Source organism: Phycobacter azelaicus, assembly GCF_014884385.1.
Classification (GTDB): domain Bacteria; phylum Pseudomonadota; class Alphaproteobacteria; order Rhodobacterales; family Rhodobacteraceae; genus Phycobacter; species Phycobacter azelaicus.
In genome coordinates this window covers 3,166,145-3,181,740 of record NZ_WKFH01000003.1, presented here as the reverse complement: position 1 = coordinate 3,181,740, position 15,596 = coordinate 3,166,145, and the positions used below count along the sequence as shown (strand labels likewise).

The 15,596-nt window shown below is 58.7% G+C and carries 16 protein-coding genes; 9 read left to right on the top strand and 7 right to left on the bottom strand.

Going from position 1 to position 15,596, the window contains the following annotated elements; translation table 11 throughout:
- Window positions 1-213: 213 nt before the first annotated feature.
- Entirely contained in the window at window positions 214-1,758 is a 1,545-nt protein-coding gene (locus tag INS80_RS16365; protein WP_192966647.1) for a trimethylamine methyltransferase family protein, read from the top strand.
- Window positions 1,759-1,853: 95 nt separating this feature from the next.
- Here INS80_RS16365 and INS80_RS16360 read toward each other — a convergent pair whose 3' ends face one another.
- Window positions 1,854-2,144: a DUF6477 family protein gene (locus INS80_RS16360; protein WP_192966646.1), complete on the bottom strand. Its 291-nt coding sequence runs from the start codon at window positions 2,142-2,144 to the stop codon at window positions 1,854-1,856.
- A 240-nt stretch (window positions 2,145-2,384) separates the two neighbouring features.
- Between INS80_RS16360 and INS80_RS16355 the strand changes: the two genes are divergently transcribed.
- Window positions 2,385-3,437, top strand: a complete 1,053-nt coding sequence (locus INS80_RS16355) for a DUF6456 domain-containing protein (protein ID WP_192966645.1) — start codon at window positions 2,385-2,387, stop codon at window positions 3,435-3,437.
- 76 nt (window positions 3,438-3,513) lie between these two features.
- Window positions 3,514-4,488: a LysR substrate-binding domain-containing protein gene (locus INS80_RS16350; RefSeq protein WP_192966644.1), complete on the top strand. Its 975-nt coding sequence runs from the start codon at window positions 3,514-3,516 to the stop codon at window positions 4,486-4,488.
- A gap of 26 nt (window positions 4,489-4,514) precedes the next feature.
- Here the strand turns inward: INS80_RS16350 and INS80_RS16345 are convergent, their stop codons facing one another.
- Window positions 4,515-5,063 carry a peroxiredoxin gene (locus tag INS80_RS16345; RefSeq protein ID WP_192966643.1) on the bottom strand — a complete coding sequence of 183 codons (549 nt, stop codon included), beginning with the start codon at window positions 5,061-5,063 and terminating at the stop codon, window positions 4,515-4,517.
- Window positions 5,064-5,312: 249 nt separating this feature from the next.
- On the opposite strand from INS80_RS16345, the gene lipA reads away from it, so the two are divergent.
- Together lipA and INS80_RS16335 are read left to right on the top strand one after the other, a co-directional pair.
- The gene (gene lipA, locus INS80_RS16340; RefSeq protein ID WP_192966642.1) at window positions 5,313-6,266 is read left to right on the top strand and encodes a lipoyl synthase; all 954 of its coding nucleotides are present in this window, start codon (window positions 5,313-5,315) and stop codon (window positions 6,264-6,266) included.
- Window positions 6,263-7,414, top strand: a complete 1,152-nt coding sequence (locus INS80_RS16335; protein ID WP_192966641.1) for an amidohydrolase — start codon at window positions 6,263-6,265, stop codon at window positions 7,412-7,414. Before lipA ends, INS80_RS16335 begins: the two co-directional genes overlap by 4 nt.
- 15 nt (window positions 7,415-7,429) lie before the next feature.
- Here the strand turns inward: INS80_RS16335 and hpt are convergent, their stop codons facing one another.
- Complete coding sequence (gene hpt / locus INS80_RS16330; protein WP_192966640.1) at window positions 7,430-7,975, bottom strand: hypoxanthine phosphoribosyltransferase; 546 nt, start codon at window positions 7,973-7,975, stop codon at window positions 7,430-7,432.
- A 75-nt stretch (window positions 7,976-8,050) separates the two neighbouring features.
- Here hpt and INS80_RS16325 point away from each other — a divergent pair, with 75 nt between their 5' ends.
- Window positions 8,051-8,497: a type II toxin-antitoxin system RatA family toxin gene (locus INS80_RS16325; protein ID WP_192966639.1), complete on the top strand. Its 447-nt coding sequence runs from the start codon at window positions 8,051-8,053 to the stop codon at window positions 8,495-8,497.
- A gap of 24 nt (window positions 8,498-8,521) precedes the next feature.
- Window positions 8,522-9,817, top strand: a complete 1,296-nt coding sequence (locus tag INS80_RS16320) for an MmgE/PrpD family protein (RefSeq protein ID WP_192966638.1) — start codon at window positions 8,522-8,524, stop codon at window positions 9,815-9,817.
- Window positions 9,818-9,872: 55 nt separating this feature from the next.
- Here INS80_RS16320 and INS80_RS16315 read toward each other — a convergent pair whose 3' ends face one another.
- The 4 genes from INS80_RS16315 to INS80_RS16300 all read right to left on the bottom strand — a co-directional run bounded on the left by INS80_RS16315 (window position 9,873) and on the right by INS80_RS16300 (window position 13,349).
- A complete protein-coding gene (locus tag INS80_RS16315; RefSeq protein ID WP_192966637.1) occupies window positions 9,873-11,054 on the bottom strand; it encodes an ammonium transporter in 1,182 nt (393 codons plus the stop codon).
- Window positions 11,055-11,206: 152 nt separating this feature from the next.
- Window positions 11,207-11,686, bottom strand: a complete 480-nt coding sequence (locus INS80_RS16310; RefSeq protein ID WP_192967314.1) for a CinA family protein — start codon at window positions 11,684-11,686, stop codon at window positions 11,207-11,209.
- A 2-nt stretch (window positions 11,687-11,688) separates the two neighbouring features.
- Complete coding sequence (locus tag INS80_RS16305; RefSeq protein WP_192966636.1) at window positions 11,689-12,186, bottom strand: phosphatidylglycerophosphatase A family protein; 498 nt, start codon at window positions 12,184-12,186, stop codon at window positions 11,689-11,691.
- Complete coding sequence (locus tag INS80_RS16300) at window positions 12,183-13,349, bottom strand: bifunctional 2-C-methyl-D-erythritol 4-phosphate cytidylyltransferase/2-C-methyl-D-erythritol 2,4-cyclodiphosphate synthase (protein ID WP_192966635.1); 1,167 nt, start codon at window positions 13,347-13,349, stop codon at window positions 12,183-12,185. The genes INS80_RS16305 and INS80_RS16300 overlap by 4 nt, the downstream gene beginning before the upstream one ends.
- A 181-nt stretch (window positions 13,350-13,530) precedes the next feature.
- Here INS80_RS16300 and dusB point away from each other — a divergent pair, with 181 nt between their 5' ends.
- A complete protein-coding gene (gene dusB / locus INS80_RS16295) occupies window positions 13,531-14,517 on the top strand; it encodes a tRNA dihydrouridine synthase DusB (RefSeq protein ID WP_192966634.1) in 987 nt (328 codons plus the stop codon).
- Window positions 14,514-15,593, top strand: coding sequence for a two-component system sensor histidine kinase NtrB (locus tag INS80_RS16290; RefSeq protein WP_192966633.1), 1,080 nt, complete (start codon window positions 14,514-14,516; stop codon window positions 15,591-15,593). Before dusB ends, INS80_RS16290 begins: the two co-directional genes overlap by 4 nt.
- The last annotated feature ends 3 nt before the right edge of the window (window positions 15,594-15,596 follow it).

Sequence of the window (15,596 nt, the reverse complement as noted above, 5' to 3'; positions counted from 1 at the left end):
GAGGGCAGATGGTCATTCGGGATGGCAGGTTCACGGCGGCACGCATCGGTTCGACCGGAGTGGCCTACCGCATGGCTTTCTGGACATCTCTGCCCAGTCATTTTTTGACAGTCGGATGTCGGTTTTCAACCGGATTGGCCGTTATCCTTCGGCGCAATCATTGGGCAAGGGGGTAGAACCAGCCCAACGACACGCCTTTGATGAGGATTAGCAATGGCTGAAGCAGCACCGCGTCGGCGTAGCCGCGGGGGCGGAGGCGCCGCCCGCCGCGCCGAACGTTCGAGCATTCGAATCGAAACCGCAAAGTATATTGAGCGGAACATCCCGAATTTCGAGGTCCTGAGCCAGGAAGCCATCGAGATCATCGAGGCAAACGCCGAAACCATCCTCGAAGAGGTCGGTGTCAACTTCGTGGACAACCCAGCGGCCTTGCAGCGCTGGCGCGATGCTGGTGCCGACGTGCAGGGCGAGCGGGTGCGTATTCCCCGTGGTCTGGCGCGCAAACTGTGTGAAACGGCCCCGTCCCAGTTTACGCAGCACGCACGCAACCCGGAAAAGAACGTCGAAATCGGTGGGCGGAACCTCGTTCTGGCGCCCGTCTACGGGCCGCCCTTTGTGCGCGACGCTAAGGGCGGACGCCGCTATGCAACGCTCGAGGATTTCCAGAAATTCGTGAAACTGGCCTATATGTCCAAGTGGCTGCACCACTCGGGTGGCACCGTTTGCGAGCCTACGGATGTGCCGGTGAACAAGCGGCACCTCGACATGCTGCTGGCGCATATGACCTTGAGCGACAAGCCGTTTATGGGGTCGGTAACCGAACCCAGCCGCGCGCAGGATTCGGTCGACATGTGCGGGATCCTGTTCGGCAAGGAATTTGTTCAGGACAACACAGTGATGACTTCGCTCATCAACATCAACTCGCCCATGACCTTTGATGACGTGATGATGGGCGCGCTCGAGGTTTATGCCCAGAACAACCAGGCCTGCATCATCTCTCCCTTCATCGTTGGTGGTGCCATGGCGCCGGTTTCGGTCGCGGGGACCCTGACACAGGTCCTGGCCGAGGTTCTGGCCGGTGTGGCATATAGCCAGCTGATCCGGCCCGGTGCGCCTGTGATCTTTGGTGCCTTTGTGTCCTCCATCGACATGAACTCGGGCGCGCCGACCTTTGGCACGCCCGAAGCGTCGCTCGTGACCTACGGAGCCGGTCAACTGGCGCGACGTCTGGGTCTGCCCTTCCGCTCGGCCGGGTCCTTCTGTGGCTCCAAACTGCCTGACGCCCAGGCCGCCTATGAAACCGCCAACAGCCTCAACATGGGGCTTATGTCCGGCGTCAACTTCATGTTGCACTCCTGCGGCTGGCTGGAGGGTGGTCTGGTCGCGGATTTCGAAAAGTTCGTTATGGACGCGGACCAGTTGGGCACCCTGCACGGCTTGGCAAAAGGTGTCGGCGTGAGCGAGAATGATCAGGCAATGGATGCGATCCGCGAGGTCGGACCCGGCGGGCATTACCTTGGCTGTGCGCATACCCAGTCGAACTTCAAAACGGCCTTCTGGAAATCGGACCTGTTCGACTACAAACCGTTCGAAACTTGGGAAGAAGAGGGTGCGCGCGATACCTATTCGCTGGCTTCGGCGCGCGTCGATCACCTGCTGGCGACCTATCAGCCGCCCGCACTGGATCCGGCCATCAAGGAAGCTTTGGATGCCTATGTTCTGGACAAGAAAGCCTCTATGCCAGATTCTTTCCTCTGAACACTGAAATGAAAGGCGCCAGTTTTCTCTTCACAAGGCGCGGGCGGTAGCGGTTCGCTATCGCCCCTTTCTTTTCCATCTCGGCTGGCTGTGTCTCAGCCGGTACGGTGGCGGCGCAGCAAATTTGCTTCTCCCATCAGGGCAATCAAAACATCGATGTGGCGCGCCATTGTGTATCCGGCATCGCCAGACAGGCGGCGCGCATTCAGCCCGACCTCCATGTCCAATAGTTTGAAAATGGCCGCTGCTGGCTTTGGTAGGGACCCATATCCAAGCAGGCGATGAAGTGTCTTTTCTCGTATGTAGGTGGTCGCACCGATACGGGCGGCGCGCACGAGCAATCGCGGGCGGCGCAAGGATGACAGGCGGCTAAGGGCATCTTGCATCGGAAGTTCCTTTCCTGAACGACAACGAACGTTGTCATAACACAACTCAAGCGGGTGTTGCGGGGTCGATACTTTCGGTGGACGGTCTATTGTCTGTTGATTGAATTAATTTTGGAAACAATGATGGGGAGTCGCGAAGTTTTGTTCAAAAACAGGTGAGTAGGCTGCGACGTGCCTGTGGGCAACCACGGGAGCGGCCGGTGGTGTATTCGCCTCAGTGACGATTGGGATCTTTTTATGATGTGTACACTGACTGTCTCGAAGCTGCCGGATTGGGTTCCCGAAGATGCCTTGCGTTACCTCGAACATACCGAGACCGGCCAATCCATCCGCAAACTGGCCCGTCGCGCAGGTTGTCACCCTTCAACGATTCTACGTCAGGTGCGCCGTATCGAGAATCAACGCGAAGATCCGTTGATTGACGGAATGCTCACCGAGCTGGCCGGCTGGAATGATACCCCGAGAGGCGAGGGACGCTTCGCCGGTGAGCCGGTAACCACGCTCGAAGACCGATCCGCCGAAGTCATGACCCGCTTGGCGCATCCCGGCGCAGTTCTGGCTATCGCCGATGGAATGGAGAATGCTGTAGTCGTCAGGCAGGGTGACGCGGCAGACGTCAAATTCCCTGTTCCAAGGGGGTTGGCCGGCGCAATGGCTCTATTGGGGTGGATCTCGTGCACCCGGTCAGGACGGCTCAGTCGGTATCAGATCACGCAAAATGGGCGCAATGCTCTGACCCGAATTGTGGCAGACCGGGAAAATAAGGCACGCAGCAGGCGCGAGAGCAGCGCAGTTCCGAGCCATGGCATGCAGCAAGCAAAACACCAACTACGTCCGCGCCGCTCACGTTACGGGGCAGGGGAATCCCCTCTGGATATGTTGGCCCGCCTTGTTGACAAGAACGGGGATCCGTTTCTGCCGGCTGATTTGGTTCAGGCCGGCAAACGGCTGCGTGAAGACTTTGAGGTTGCACAGGTCGGGCAGCATCTCTCGCAGGCGGCCAGTCATTTTGACAGCCGCAGCTGCGGTGCGAGCCAAGCTTTGCAACGCTCCAGCCCCTGTGCGCGTGATGCTGAACGTCGCGCCAAACAAGCCTTGCCGGCTCTGGGCTCGGGACTTAGCGATATTGCCCTGCGCTGCTGCTGTTACCTGGAAGGACTGGAAGCAGCCGAGCGGCAACTTGGATGGTCGGCGCGCTCCGGCAAGGTTGTGCTTCGGATTGCCCTGCAACAGCTCAAAACACATTATGACACTGTTGATGGGGCAGAGCCGCGAGAGCGAAAGATCGGTTGAGTGTTACTGGTGAGGCACCCCGCGGCGTGTCATAATGGCAAATCAAATGATCTCGGCCCTTACATAGAAAATACTTATGAACTTCACACTCCGCCAACTCACTTATTTTCGGGCGCTGTGCGCTCAGCGGAACTTTGGCCGTGCCGCAGAGTTGTGCCACGTGTCCCAACCGGCGTTGTCGGTACAAATCCGGGCGCTAGAAGAGGCGATGGGTGGGCTACTGGTGGAGCGCAGGGCGCGGGATGTGGTGTTAACGCCGCTGGGACGTCAGGTTTTGCACCAGGCGGAGATCGTTTTGTCTGCTGCCGACCAACTGGGGCGTATGGCGCGTGAGCAGACCAGTGGCCAACGCAGCCTTGCTTTGGGTGTCATTCCGACGCTTGCCCCTTATCTGCTGCCGGGCGTTCTGGCCAAGTTGCGCGCAACGGATTTACAGCTGTCCATTCAGGTTCGTGAGGCGACGACAGAAAGGGTTCTTTCCGGTCTTCAAGCCGGCGATCTGGATGCCGCGATCCTGGCCTTACCCAGTGGCGGGCAAGGGTTGATTGAGGTGGAGCTGTTTCAGGACCGGTTCCTCCTTGCCGGTTCCGCCAAGCGCCTTGAACAAATCAATGCGGAAGGCACAGAGATGCGCCCGCAGGATCTTCACTCGGAACAGTTGATGCTGTTGGAGGACGGTCACTGCCTGACCGATCAGGCGCTGGAGATCTGCGGTATGCAGCGCAACACACCTGAGATCAATATGGGTGCAGGTTCTCTGGGTACGTTGTCACGACTGGTGGCGGCCGGCTTCGGGCTGACATTAATGCCGGAGTTGGCAATGCGCGCTGAATGTGCCGCCGCCGAAGGGTTGTGTGTGCAGCGGTTCCCGACGCCTGAACCTTATCGCCGGATCGGATTGGTGCGGCGCGACACGACCGAGGCGACAGACTGGTTCGAACACTTGGTCGATGTAGTTGGAGCAGTCGGAACACAGATCGTTACGAACAGCCGGATCGGCAGCGAAGGAATAGACGCCGCATCCGGGGCAGCAGACCAAGATACCAACTGACTGCTGTCCCGGAATTTGGCCTTCGATCAGGCCGCGACTTCAGCGTTTGCGGTCTTCAGGTGCGCAAGGACGGTCTCTGGCGAAGATACTCCATAGGGGTCTTCGGGGTGGTTGTCGGACAGGCCCGGCTCTTCGAACCAAGCCTCGACGATGCCGTCGTTCACAATGGCAGCATAACGCCAGCTGCGTGCGCCAAAGCCGAGGTTGTCCTTGGCCACCAGCATTCCCATCTTGCGGGTAAATTCACCCGACCCATCGGGGATAACCTGAACGTTCTCGAGGTTCTGCGCTTCGGCCCACTTGTTCATGACAAAGCTGTCGTTGACCGACATGCAATAGATCGCATCGATGCCTTCAGCCTGGAAATCAGCAAAGCCTTTCTCAAAGCCGGGCAGCTGGTAAGTAGAACAGGTTGGGGTAAAGGCACCTGGCAGCGAAAACAGGACGACGCGTTTGCCCGCGAAATAATCAGCGGTGGTTTTGTCTTCCCAGCGGAACGGGTTCGGACCTTCGATCGACTCGTCACGCACGCGTGTGTGGAAGGTCACTTCGGGCAGTTTTACGCCAGCTTTCATGAATATCTCCAGGGAGGAATTAGGGTATGGGTGCTGACATATTAAAGGCCCGCAAAAGGCGCAACGACAAATGCCGCAGGTGCGAAACGAACTGTTGCGTGGCAGCGGGTTGCGGCAATCGCAGGGCATAGAGCTCTGTAATCACGCATCTTTGCTGTGAAGGAAAAACAGCCATGCAGAAATGGCAGTGTCATCTCGGTCCGGCTGTGCTAGATCAAAGTTCAATCAGTTGCCGCAAGGGAAAATCCCGTGAGAGACCTAAAGATCCCCGCGCAGCGCCACCCGGAAAAGGCGCACCGCCCCGATAATGCTCAGCCCAAGAAGCCAAGCTGGATTCGCGTGAAAGCGCCCGGCGGCAAGGGCTACGCGGAAACCCACAAGATTATGCGGGAAAACAATCTTGTCACGGTGTGCGAAGAGGCGGGCTGTCCAAATGTGGGCGAATGCTGGAGCCAGGGGCATGCCACCATGATGATCATGGGGGAGGTGTGCACGCGCGCCTGCACCTTCTGCAACATTGCAACCGGCAAACCGCCAGAGGCGCTGGACGCGTTTGAGCCGGGGCGCGTGGCCCATGCGGTCGAAAAGCTCGGCCTGAATCATGTGGTAATCACCTCGGTGGATCGTGATGATATTGACGATGGCGGGGCCGAGCACTTTGCCCAGACCATTCGCGCCGTCCGTCATCGCAGCCCGAAGACAACCATCGAGATCCTGACCCCTGATTTCATAAAGTGTGGCCCGGAAGCCCTTGAAACCGTTGTCGAAGCCCGTCCCGATGTCTTCAATCACAACCTTGAGACCGTGCCCGGCCTATACCCAGAGGTCCGGCCAGGGGCGCGGTATTTTCACTCGCTGCGTTTGTTGCAGCGTGTGAAAGAGCTGGACCCTTCGATGTTCACCAAATCCGGTATTATGGTTGGTCTCGGCGAAGACGAGCAGGCTGTGCGTCAGGTCATGGATGATATGCGGGCAGCTGACATTGATTTCTTGACCATCGGTCAGTATCTGCAGCCGACCCCAAAACATCATGCGGTGGACCGGTTTGTCACGCCTGAAGAATTTAATTCCTACGAAAAAGCCGCATATGGCAAGGGTTTCCTGATGGTTTCGGCAACACCACTGACGCGATCATCTTACCACGCCGGGGATGATTTCGCGCGTCTGCGTGAGGCCCGCAATGCCAAGCTGGGGCTTGCATGACGCCAGAACAGGTGGCGCGGCTCACTCAGTTGCGCCAAGACCTTCACAAGATCCCCGAAGTCTCTGGCGCTGAAGAGAAAACCGCGGCCTTTATCGCTGAGCAGCTGTACGGATATGAACCTGAACATCTGTTGACTGGTCTCGGAGGACATGGCGTCGCGGCGGTATTTGATGGTGCCGATAGCGGTCCAACTGTTCTGATCCGATGCGAGCTGGATGGTCTGCCAATCGAAGAGCAGTCCACAGCCACCTATCGCTCCATCCACGTAGGACGCGGCCATCTGTGCGGCCATGACGGCCACATGGCCATGGTCATCGGGCTCGCAGAGCATCTTTCGCGGCATCGACCGAGGTGCGGACGGGTGGTTCTTCTTTTTCAGCCGGCTGAGGAAACCGGTAAAGGCGCAGCAGCAGTCATTGCAGATCCGCAATTCAAAAACATCATACCGGAATACTCTTTTGCGCTGCACAACTACCCAGGGCTCGCGCTAGGTGAGATAGCCATCTGCACTGGCCCTGCGAACTGCGCGTCGCGCGGGATGCGGTTGCGCCTTACAGGCAAGGCCTCTCATGCGGCGGCGCCGCAGGATGGGCGCTCCCCGGCGGCGGCCATGACAAAGCTCATGCCGTCCCTTGTGGCTTTGGGGCCGGGCGGGGAGCGGACGCCCGAGTACGCTTTGGTCACTCTGACCCATGCGTGGCTTGGCGAGGCAACCTTTGGAATCGCGCCCGGAGAGGCAGAAATCTGGCTGACCCTGCGCACTGTCACGGACAAGCGGATGTCAGAGCTGATCACCGCCGTGACCGATGAGGCGCGCCGGGTCTGCGCCGATGAAGGGCTGGAACTCGATCTGTCCTTTGACGATGTGTTTGATGCATGCACAAACCACCCCGAGGTTGTTGAGGTTTTGGCACTAGCTTCAAAATCAAAGGGGTATCATCCGCAGTTGTGGAAAACACCGCAACCCTGGTCCGAGGATTTTGGACAATTTGCCAAGGTTTCAAAAGCTGGGATGTTCTGGCTCGGCGCCGGAGAGGATGTTCCGCAGCTACATAACCCGGATTATGATTTCCCAGATGCCATCCTTCCAGTTGGCATCGCGGCATTCAAGGGCGCGATTGATATCATTCTGAATGATACTGCCTAACGCAACGTTTAGCGTTTAGGCCTCGTCAACGAAGCGGACTTTGCCGATATGCGGCAGGTTCCTGTTGCGCTGGGCAAAATCGATACCGTAGCCCACGACAAATTCATCCGGGATCTCAAACCCAATCCAATCGGACCGGAAATCGACCTCCCGGCGCGATGGCTTGTCCAAAAGCGCAATAGACTTGAGGCGTGCCGGCTTGCGGCTTTTGAGGAGTTTTATCACGTGGTTGAGCGTGTGGCCGGTATCGACAATATCTTCGACCACCAGCACATCGCGCCCTTCAATTGCGCCGCGCAAATCTTTGAGAATACGAACTTCTCGGCTGCTTTCCATGGCGTCACCATAGGAAGAAGCCTCAAGGAAATCTACCTCGATCGGCAGGTCCAGCTCCCGCACGAGATCGGCGATAAAAACAAAACTGCCGCGCAAAAGGCCGACCACGACCAGCTTGTCAGTATCCCCGAATTCACGACTGATGTCGCCACACAGCTCTTCGATGCGTGCTGCGATGGCCTTGGCTGAAATCATCACATCGATGACATATGGACGCTGTGACATTGCTGACCCCTTGAATTTCCCGCGCGTTCATAGGACATGACGCGGCACGATCAAAGCAGGAATATTGCCTCAGCCATGCCTACCCACTCGGAAAACCGCCAGATGCCCTACACGGCACAGCAGATGTACGACCTGGTCGCGGATGTGGCAGAATACCACAAATTCCTACCCTGGTGCGCCGCAGCGCGCATTCGCAGCCGCACTCCCCAAGGCTCGGCCGAGGTGATGGAGGCGGATCTGGTGATCTCCTTCAAGGTGTTCCGTGAACGGTTCGGCAGCCGGGTGACGCTGTATCCGGGCGAGCACAAGATCGATACTGAATATCTGGATGGACCATTTCGGTATATGAAGTCCAACTGGTCCTTCAGAGATCGTACAGATGGGGGCTGCGATGTGGCCTTTTTTGTCGATTTCGAGTTCAAGAACGCGGTGCTTCAGGGCATTATCGGCGTGGTATTCAACGAAGCAATGCAGCGCATCGTGCGCGCATTCGAAAAACGCGCGGCAGAGCTTTACGGATAAGGCTCCCGCGCGACGGGAGGCGAGATGAGCGACGGGTTCACCGGAAAATTGGCAGCTTTTGCCTGCGGCCCCATCAAGGCCAGCCCGCTTGCAACTGAGATCGCGCGGCTTTCTGCACTGGATTGGCTTTCGTGTGGGCGTGCGGGCGCAGCAGAGCCGGTCGCCTCAATCCTGCATGATCTTGCGAAGGTCGAGGCAGGAGCAGCACAGGCCACGCTTTTCGGCTTGACCGCGGCGCCAGTGCGTATGGCTGCGCTGGTCAACGGAACGATCAGCCATGCGCTTGATTATGACGACACGCATTTTGCCCATATCGGTCACCCCTCGGTTGCGGTCTTTCCAGCCGCCTTTGCGATTGCTCAGTGGAAAGGCAAGACTTTGCAGCAGTGTCTTGACGCTGCATTGATCGGAATGGAGCTGTCCATCCGTATTGGCCTGTGGCTGGGGCGCTCCCACTACCAGGTTGGCTATCATCAAACTGCAACCGCGGGCGCATTTGGGGCCACGGCAGCAGCAGGGCGCCTGTTGGAGCTGTCCGAGGTGCAGATGGCGGGGGCGTTCGGGCTGGTCGCGACCCGGGCCTCCGGGTTGAAAGCTCAGTTTGGCACCATGGGAAAACCTTATAACGCCGGGATTGCCGCCGCCGCCGGTGTCGAAGCTGCACAACTCATAGCCGCTGGCTTTGAAGCCAATCCAAGCGCGCTTGAAGGCCCCTTCGGCTTTGGGGCGACCCATCATGGTGAAAGCAATGTCAGCGCGATGTTGGCGGAGCTTGGCGAAGTGTGGTGCTTTGAGACAGTCACCCACAAATTTCACGCCTGCTGCCATGGCTTACACGCTGCACTTGAAGCGGGGCTAGAGCTCGATCTTGCCGCGCCCGAGATCGCCCGGCTGGAGGTGCGCACCCATCCGCGCTGGATGTCGGTGTGCAATCAACCAGCCCCGGATACCGGCCTTGGCGCCAAGTTCTCATATACAACGGTGCTCGCGATGCAGGCCCTTGGCATCGATACGGCGCGGCTCGAGAGTTACAGCGATGCCATTTGCGCGGACCGCCGCCTTGTTGATCTGCGTGGCCAGATCGACGTCACGGCCGATGACAGTCTGAGCGAGACTCAAGCCGTGTTGTCCTTGCTGAAAAAAGACGGGGACCGGCGCGAAGCCAGTCACGATCTGCAGCAGCCCGCCAGCCTCGAGGAGCGGACGCGTCGGGTGCGCGCCAAGGCGGCCTCACTGATCGGGCGCGATGCGGCGGAGCAGGCCTGGGCGGTTCTGGCGGAGGAGGGGTCCGCTGCCGAATTTACAACTCTTTTTGCATGAAAAAGGCAGGTCAGATTGCGCTGACCTGCCTTCCTGTTTCGCTTTGGCGCTCGCCTTAGCTCGAGATGTCGTAGGCGCGCTCACCATGGGCGGAGATATCAAGACCATTGGTTTCGCTTTCAGCATCCACCCGCAGTGTGGTGAAGGCGGCGACGACTTTGACCAGCACAACGGTTACGACGGCGGTAAAAACACCGACGATGGCCAGGCCACCCAACTGCGCGGCCCAGGAGCCGGCACCAAAGACCGCGATCATGATGGTGCCAAAGATGCCGCCGACACCGTGCACGGCAAAAACGTCCAGCGTGTCATCGATCTTGAGGACATTGCGCACCAAGTTCACTGCTTCCTGGCACAGGATGCCCGCAACGGCACCGATGATCAGGGCCTCAACGGGGCCGACAAAACCGCTGGCCGGCGTGATTGAGGCGAGGCCGGCAATGGTGCCGGTGACGAGGCCCACAACCGAGGCTTTGCCGTATTTGATCTTTTCCCACAGCGCCCAGGTGAGCGATGCGGTTGCGGCGGAGATATGCGTCACGGTCAGTGCCATGGCTGCACCACCGTCTGCAGCAAGTTGCGAGCCACCATTGAAGCCAAACCAGCCAACCCAAAGCATGGCTGCGCCGATCACCACATAACCGGGGTTGTGCGGAGGGGTCGTGCGGTTCTTGCGCGGGCCAAGGATGACGGCAATGATGATCGCAGCCAGACCGGCGGTTTCATGCACCACGATACCGCCGGCAAAGTCACGCACCCCGGTTTCGCCAAAGATACCGCCATCGGACAGCATGCCTCCGCCCCAGATCCAGTGGACCACCGGCGCATAGCACAGCAGCATCCAGAGCCCTGAGAAGGCTAAAACAAAGGCAAACCCCACACGCTCAACATAGGCCCCGACGATCAGCGCGGGCGTGATGATGGCAAAGGTCATCTGGAAGGCAAAGAACAGAACTTCGGGCATGGTTCCGGAGAGGCTGTCGGCGGTGACGCCTCCAAGGAACATCTTGTCCAGACCGCCCCAGTACCCGCTACCGCTACCGCCAAAGGCAATCGAATAGCCAAATGCCAGCCATAGAACGCTCATCAGACAGGCAATTGCATAACAATGCATAAAGACGCTGAGTACATTTCGGGCGCGAACGAGCCCTCCGTAGAACAATGCGAGGCCCGGAAGCGTCATAAATAGCACCAAAGCCGTCGCTACGATGATCCAAGCCGTATCAGCTCCGTTCATTTTGCGATCCCTCCATTCTGATTTTTTGGTTGGAGGCGGTCAAATCCGATGAATGGTGAAAAAAGAAGCGTGAGTGGGTGGCGCCGTGCTAAAAAATACATCAATACGCAAAGCGCACATAAAATAGGCGGGAAAATGCCCGCTTCGCTTTATTATTGGTCTGAATTGAAAATGTAGTCCCAAAGCAAGGCTAGCGCTCGATCCCGGCTGGCCGCTCGGACTTCGTCCCGGCCAAGGGGGCCAAGTTCGATGGTCTCAGAGTGTGTTTCTACGTTCCCGGCGGCAAGCGCGAAGCATACCCTGCCTTCCGGTTTGTGCTCTGATCCACCCGGACCGGCTATACCAGTGATGGAAACGGCCACTGTCACCCCGGCGCGCGCGCGTGCGCCTTCTGCCATTTCCACGGCGACCTCTTCACTAACAGCGCCGACACGGTCAAGTGTGGCTTCCTTGACGCCAAGCATCTCTGTCTTGGCCGTGTTCGAATAGGTGACAAACCCCCGATCAAGAACGGCAGAGGACCCGGGAATATCCGTCAGCGCTGCGGCCACCATGCCACCGGTACAGCTTTCGGCAGTTGCGACAGTGATGCCTTTCTGCGCAGCCTTTGCGATCAGGTCGGCGACATCCACAGTCATATTCCCAGAACCCCGTGCGAAAAGCCGGCCAGAAGAGCAACCCCAATCGCAGCGAGAATACCGGCGATCACGTCATCCATCATGACACCAAAAGGACCCTTTTTGCGATCTGCCCAGCCCACCGGGCCAGGTTTCAAGATATCAAAAACGCGGAATAACACGAAGGCGGTGATCCAGCCTGGCCACAGCGCAGTGATGGATATGTCATGCGCCCAGGCAGGATAGGATATCGCCCAAAGCGCCAGGAATTGTCCGGCGACTTCGTCCATTACGAATTCGGAGGGATCAAGATCCTCCTGTCCGCGGGTCATCTCGGCTGCGGCCCAAAGCCCGGCGAGAGTACAGGCCACCGTGGCGGCCGCCAGCAGTGGAAAACCGCCCCATTGATGCAGCCCATAGGCCAGCGGCAACGCGGCAAGGGATCCCCATGTGCCCGGGGCAGGGCGCAGATAACCGACCCCAAGGACGGTCCCGATGGCTGTTGCGATCCTCATGGTTTCACCAGCGCGGCCGTTGCGATCGCGGCGATGCCCTCACCCCGTCCGGTAAAGCCGAGCCGTTCGGATGTGGTTGCCTTGATCGACACGCGCTCTGCATCAATGCAAAGGATTCGGGCAATCTCTGACTGCATATTTGCGGAATGCGGCGTGATTTTGGGGTATTCACAGATCAGCGTGCAATCAACATTCGAGATTGCAAATCCCATGCTGCGAACCAGGTCGGCTGCGTGCTGCAGGAAGATCTCGCTGGCTGCGCCTTTCCATTGCGGATCGGAGGGTGGGAAATGACGGCCAATGTCGCCCTCTGCCAAGGCGCCATACAGCGCATCGGTGATCGCATGCATGCCTACATCTGCATCGGAATGGCCTTGCAGGCCCTTGTCGTGCGGGATTTGCACGCCGCACAGGACCACGTGGTCACCGTTGCCAAACCGATGCACGTCGTAACCATTACCAAGCCTGATATCCATGGTGTTACCTTTCTTGCCTCTGTCTGAGACGGCCTTGCCCAGGATCGCTTCGGCGCGGGCGAAATCCTGCGGACCTGTGATCTTGATATTCTCTGCCTCGCCTGGAACGATCCGAACGCCAAGCCCTGCCTGCCGCGCCACCTCCACATCATCTGCGGCATCGCCCGGATGGGCAAGGTGGGCCGCAAGGATCTCCTCGTAGCGGAACCCCTGTGGCGTTTGGGCCGCGAACAGACCGGTGCGATCTTGCGTGCCCGTGACCTGGCCGCTGTGGCCGGTCCATAAGGCGTCTGTCACCGCCAGAGCCGGGGCAGCGGCCTTGGCGTCGTCAAGCGCTTGCTGGATTGAGAGTATCAAATCTCGACTGACGCAAGGGCGCGCTGCGTCATGGATCAGAACGCGGGTGATTCCCTCACCCATCAGTGCCTTGAGACCGCTCAGGACCGAAGCCGCGCGCGTGTCTCCGCCGCTGGCGAGCACAAAGCCGTGGCGCCCAGAGAATTCGAGCCAGGCGTCGGTGTCATCTTCGGCAAGGACAAGTACAATTTTGTCGATGCCGGCCTGCTCAAACGCATCCAGTGTCCAATCGATCACGCGGCGCCCCAGAAGCGGGCGCCATTGCTTGGGAAGGCCGCCCCCTGCTCGGGTTCCGCGTCCGGCTGCGACGATCAGTGCGGCAGTGCTCATGCGTGGTCCTTTGCTTGTCTTTCGCGTATCTATGGCCTGCCAATTCAAGAGGCAATCGCTCAGGCGCAGGTGATTAAAAATTAGGCGGCAGCCCTAGATTCCCGGTTCCTGAACGGCCATTTGAATTTCCAATACCCCTAGCATCGGTTAGAAAACTCTCAAACGCACAAGGATTAGGCACTTGTCCTTCACCCTCGGATCTACATCAATGCAGCCGCCGATTGCACTGGCGCCTATGGCCGGAATCACGGACCGGCCGTTTCGGGATCTTGTGCGTTCGTTCGGGGTTGGCCTCACCGTCAGTGAGATGGTCGCAAGCCAGGAAATGGTTCAAGCCAAGCCGGGCGTGCGCGAGCGCGCGGAACTCAGCGCAGATGTCGAGAACACAGCCGTGCAACTGGCCGGTCGCGAAGCGCATTGGATGGCGGAGGCGGCGCGGCAGGTGGCAGGCCACGGGGCAAGATTGATCGATATCAACATGGGCTGCCCGGCCAAGAAGGTGACCAATGGCTATTCCGGCTCCGCCCTTCTTAAGACGCCGGATCACGCGCTTTCGCTGATTGAGGCTGTGGTGGAAGCAGTGGACGTGCCAGTCACCCTAAAGACCCGTCTGGGGTGGGACCAAGATTCGCTCAATGCTGCAGATGTCGCTCGCAGGGCGCAGGATGCAGGTATCCAGATGGTAACCATACATGGCCGCACGCGCTGCCAGTTCTACAAAGGGGCGGCGGACTGGGCGGCCATCCGAGCGATCAAGGATGCGGTCGACATTCCGGTCCTGGCCAATGGCGACATTGTAGACCTCGACAGTGCGAAAACGGCTTTGATCCAGTCTGGCGCCGATGGTGTGATGGTCGGTCGCGGGGCGCAGGGGCGTCCCTGGCTGCTGGCGCAGATCGCCCATGGCCTATGGGGAACAGATGCGCCGGAAGTGCCGGAGGGGAGTGACTTAATCTCTTTGGTTTCAAGTCACTATGAGTCCATGTTGAGTTTCTATGGTGCGGAACTCGGGCTGCGTGTCGCGCGCAAACATCTTGGCTGGTACATGGATGAGGCGGGAACCTGTGCAAGCCTGCGTCGCTCTGTACTGACAGAAAAGCTTCCGCAGCAGGTTCTGAAGCTGCTGCCTGTTGCGCTGAGTAATCGAAACCAGGAGGCCGCCGCATGATCGAAAATGGTGCGATATGGGCGTCCCTGCCTATTCCGGCTTTTGTGATCGATAAAGATGACCTGATTGCTGATGCAAACTCGGCCGCGGAGGGGTTTCTGAACACCTCGTGCAAGTCCCTCAAGGGAAGCCGTGTTTGGGACAAGTTGAGGTTCGAGGCTCCGATAGAGGACGCCTTTCAGCGCAGCCGCGCAGCCGGAACCCCACTGTTCGTCAATGACATTGATGTGGGTTCAGTGACGCGCGCGCCACTTCAATGCGGGGTGCAGATTGCCCCGATCTCGGGTCACGACGGCATGATGTTGCTGATGCTATCTCCGCGAGAGCTGGCTGGGCGCATGACACAGAACCATTCTGCAAAATCCGCAGCGCAGTCGGCGATTGGCATGGCAGAAATGCTGGCTCATGAAATCAAGAACCCTCTTGCCGGGATCACCGGGGCCGCGCAACTCTTGAGTATGAACCTCAATGCTGAGGACCTTGAGTTGACGGATCTGATCGTCAGTGAAAGCCGCAGGATCGTAAAGCTTCTGGAGCAGGTGGAGCAGTTCGGCAACCTTTCAGCACCCGACTTCAAACCGGTTAACCTGCACGATGTACTGGATCGGGCCAGGCGGTCGGCCCTGTTGGGCTTTGGCGCCAATATGGTGATCACCGAAGAGTATGACCCATCGCTCCCGCCAGCCTGGGGGGATGCTGACCAGTTGTTGCAGGTGGTGCTTAACCTACTCAAGAACGCCTCCGAAGCCGCTGGGAAGAAAGGCGGAAAAATCCGCATCCGAACTTTCTATGAGCATTCGTTCCGTCTGCGCCGCAGCGATGGCACTGGGAAGCTTTTGCCGCTTCAGATCGAGATTATCGACGACGGGCCGGGCCTACCTGAAGGCATCAAGGATGACATTTTCGACCCGTTCGTTTCGGGACGCGAGAATGGCACAGGGCTTGGGCTGGCCTTGGTCAGCAAGATCATTTCAGACCACGACGGCTGGATTTCCGTCAGCTCCGAGCCGGGGCATACGGTTTTCAGATTGTCATTGTCGCGCGAGCCGCGCGCACCACAACCGCAGGAGAGCTAATCC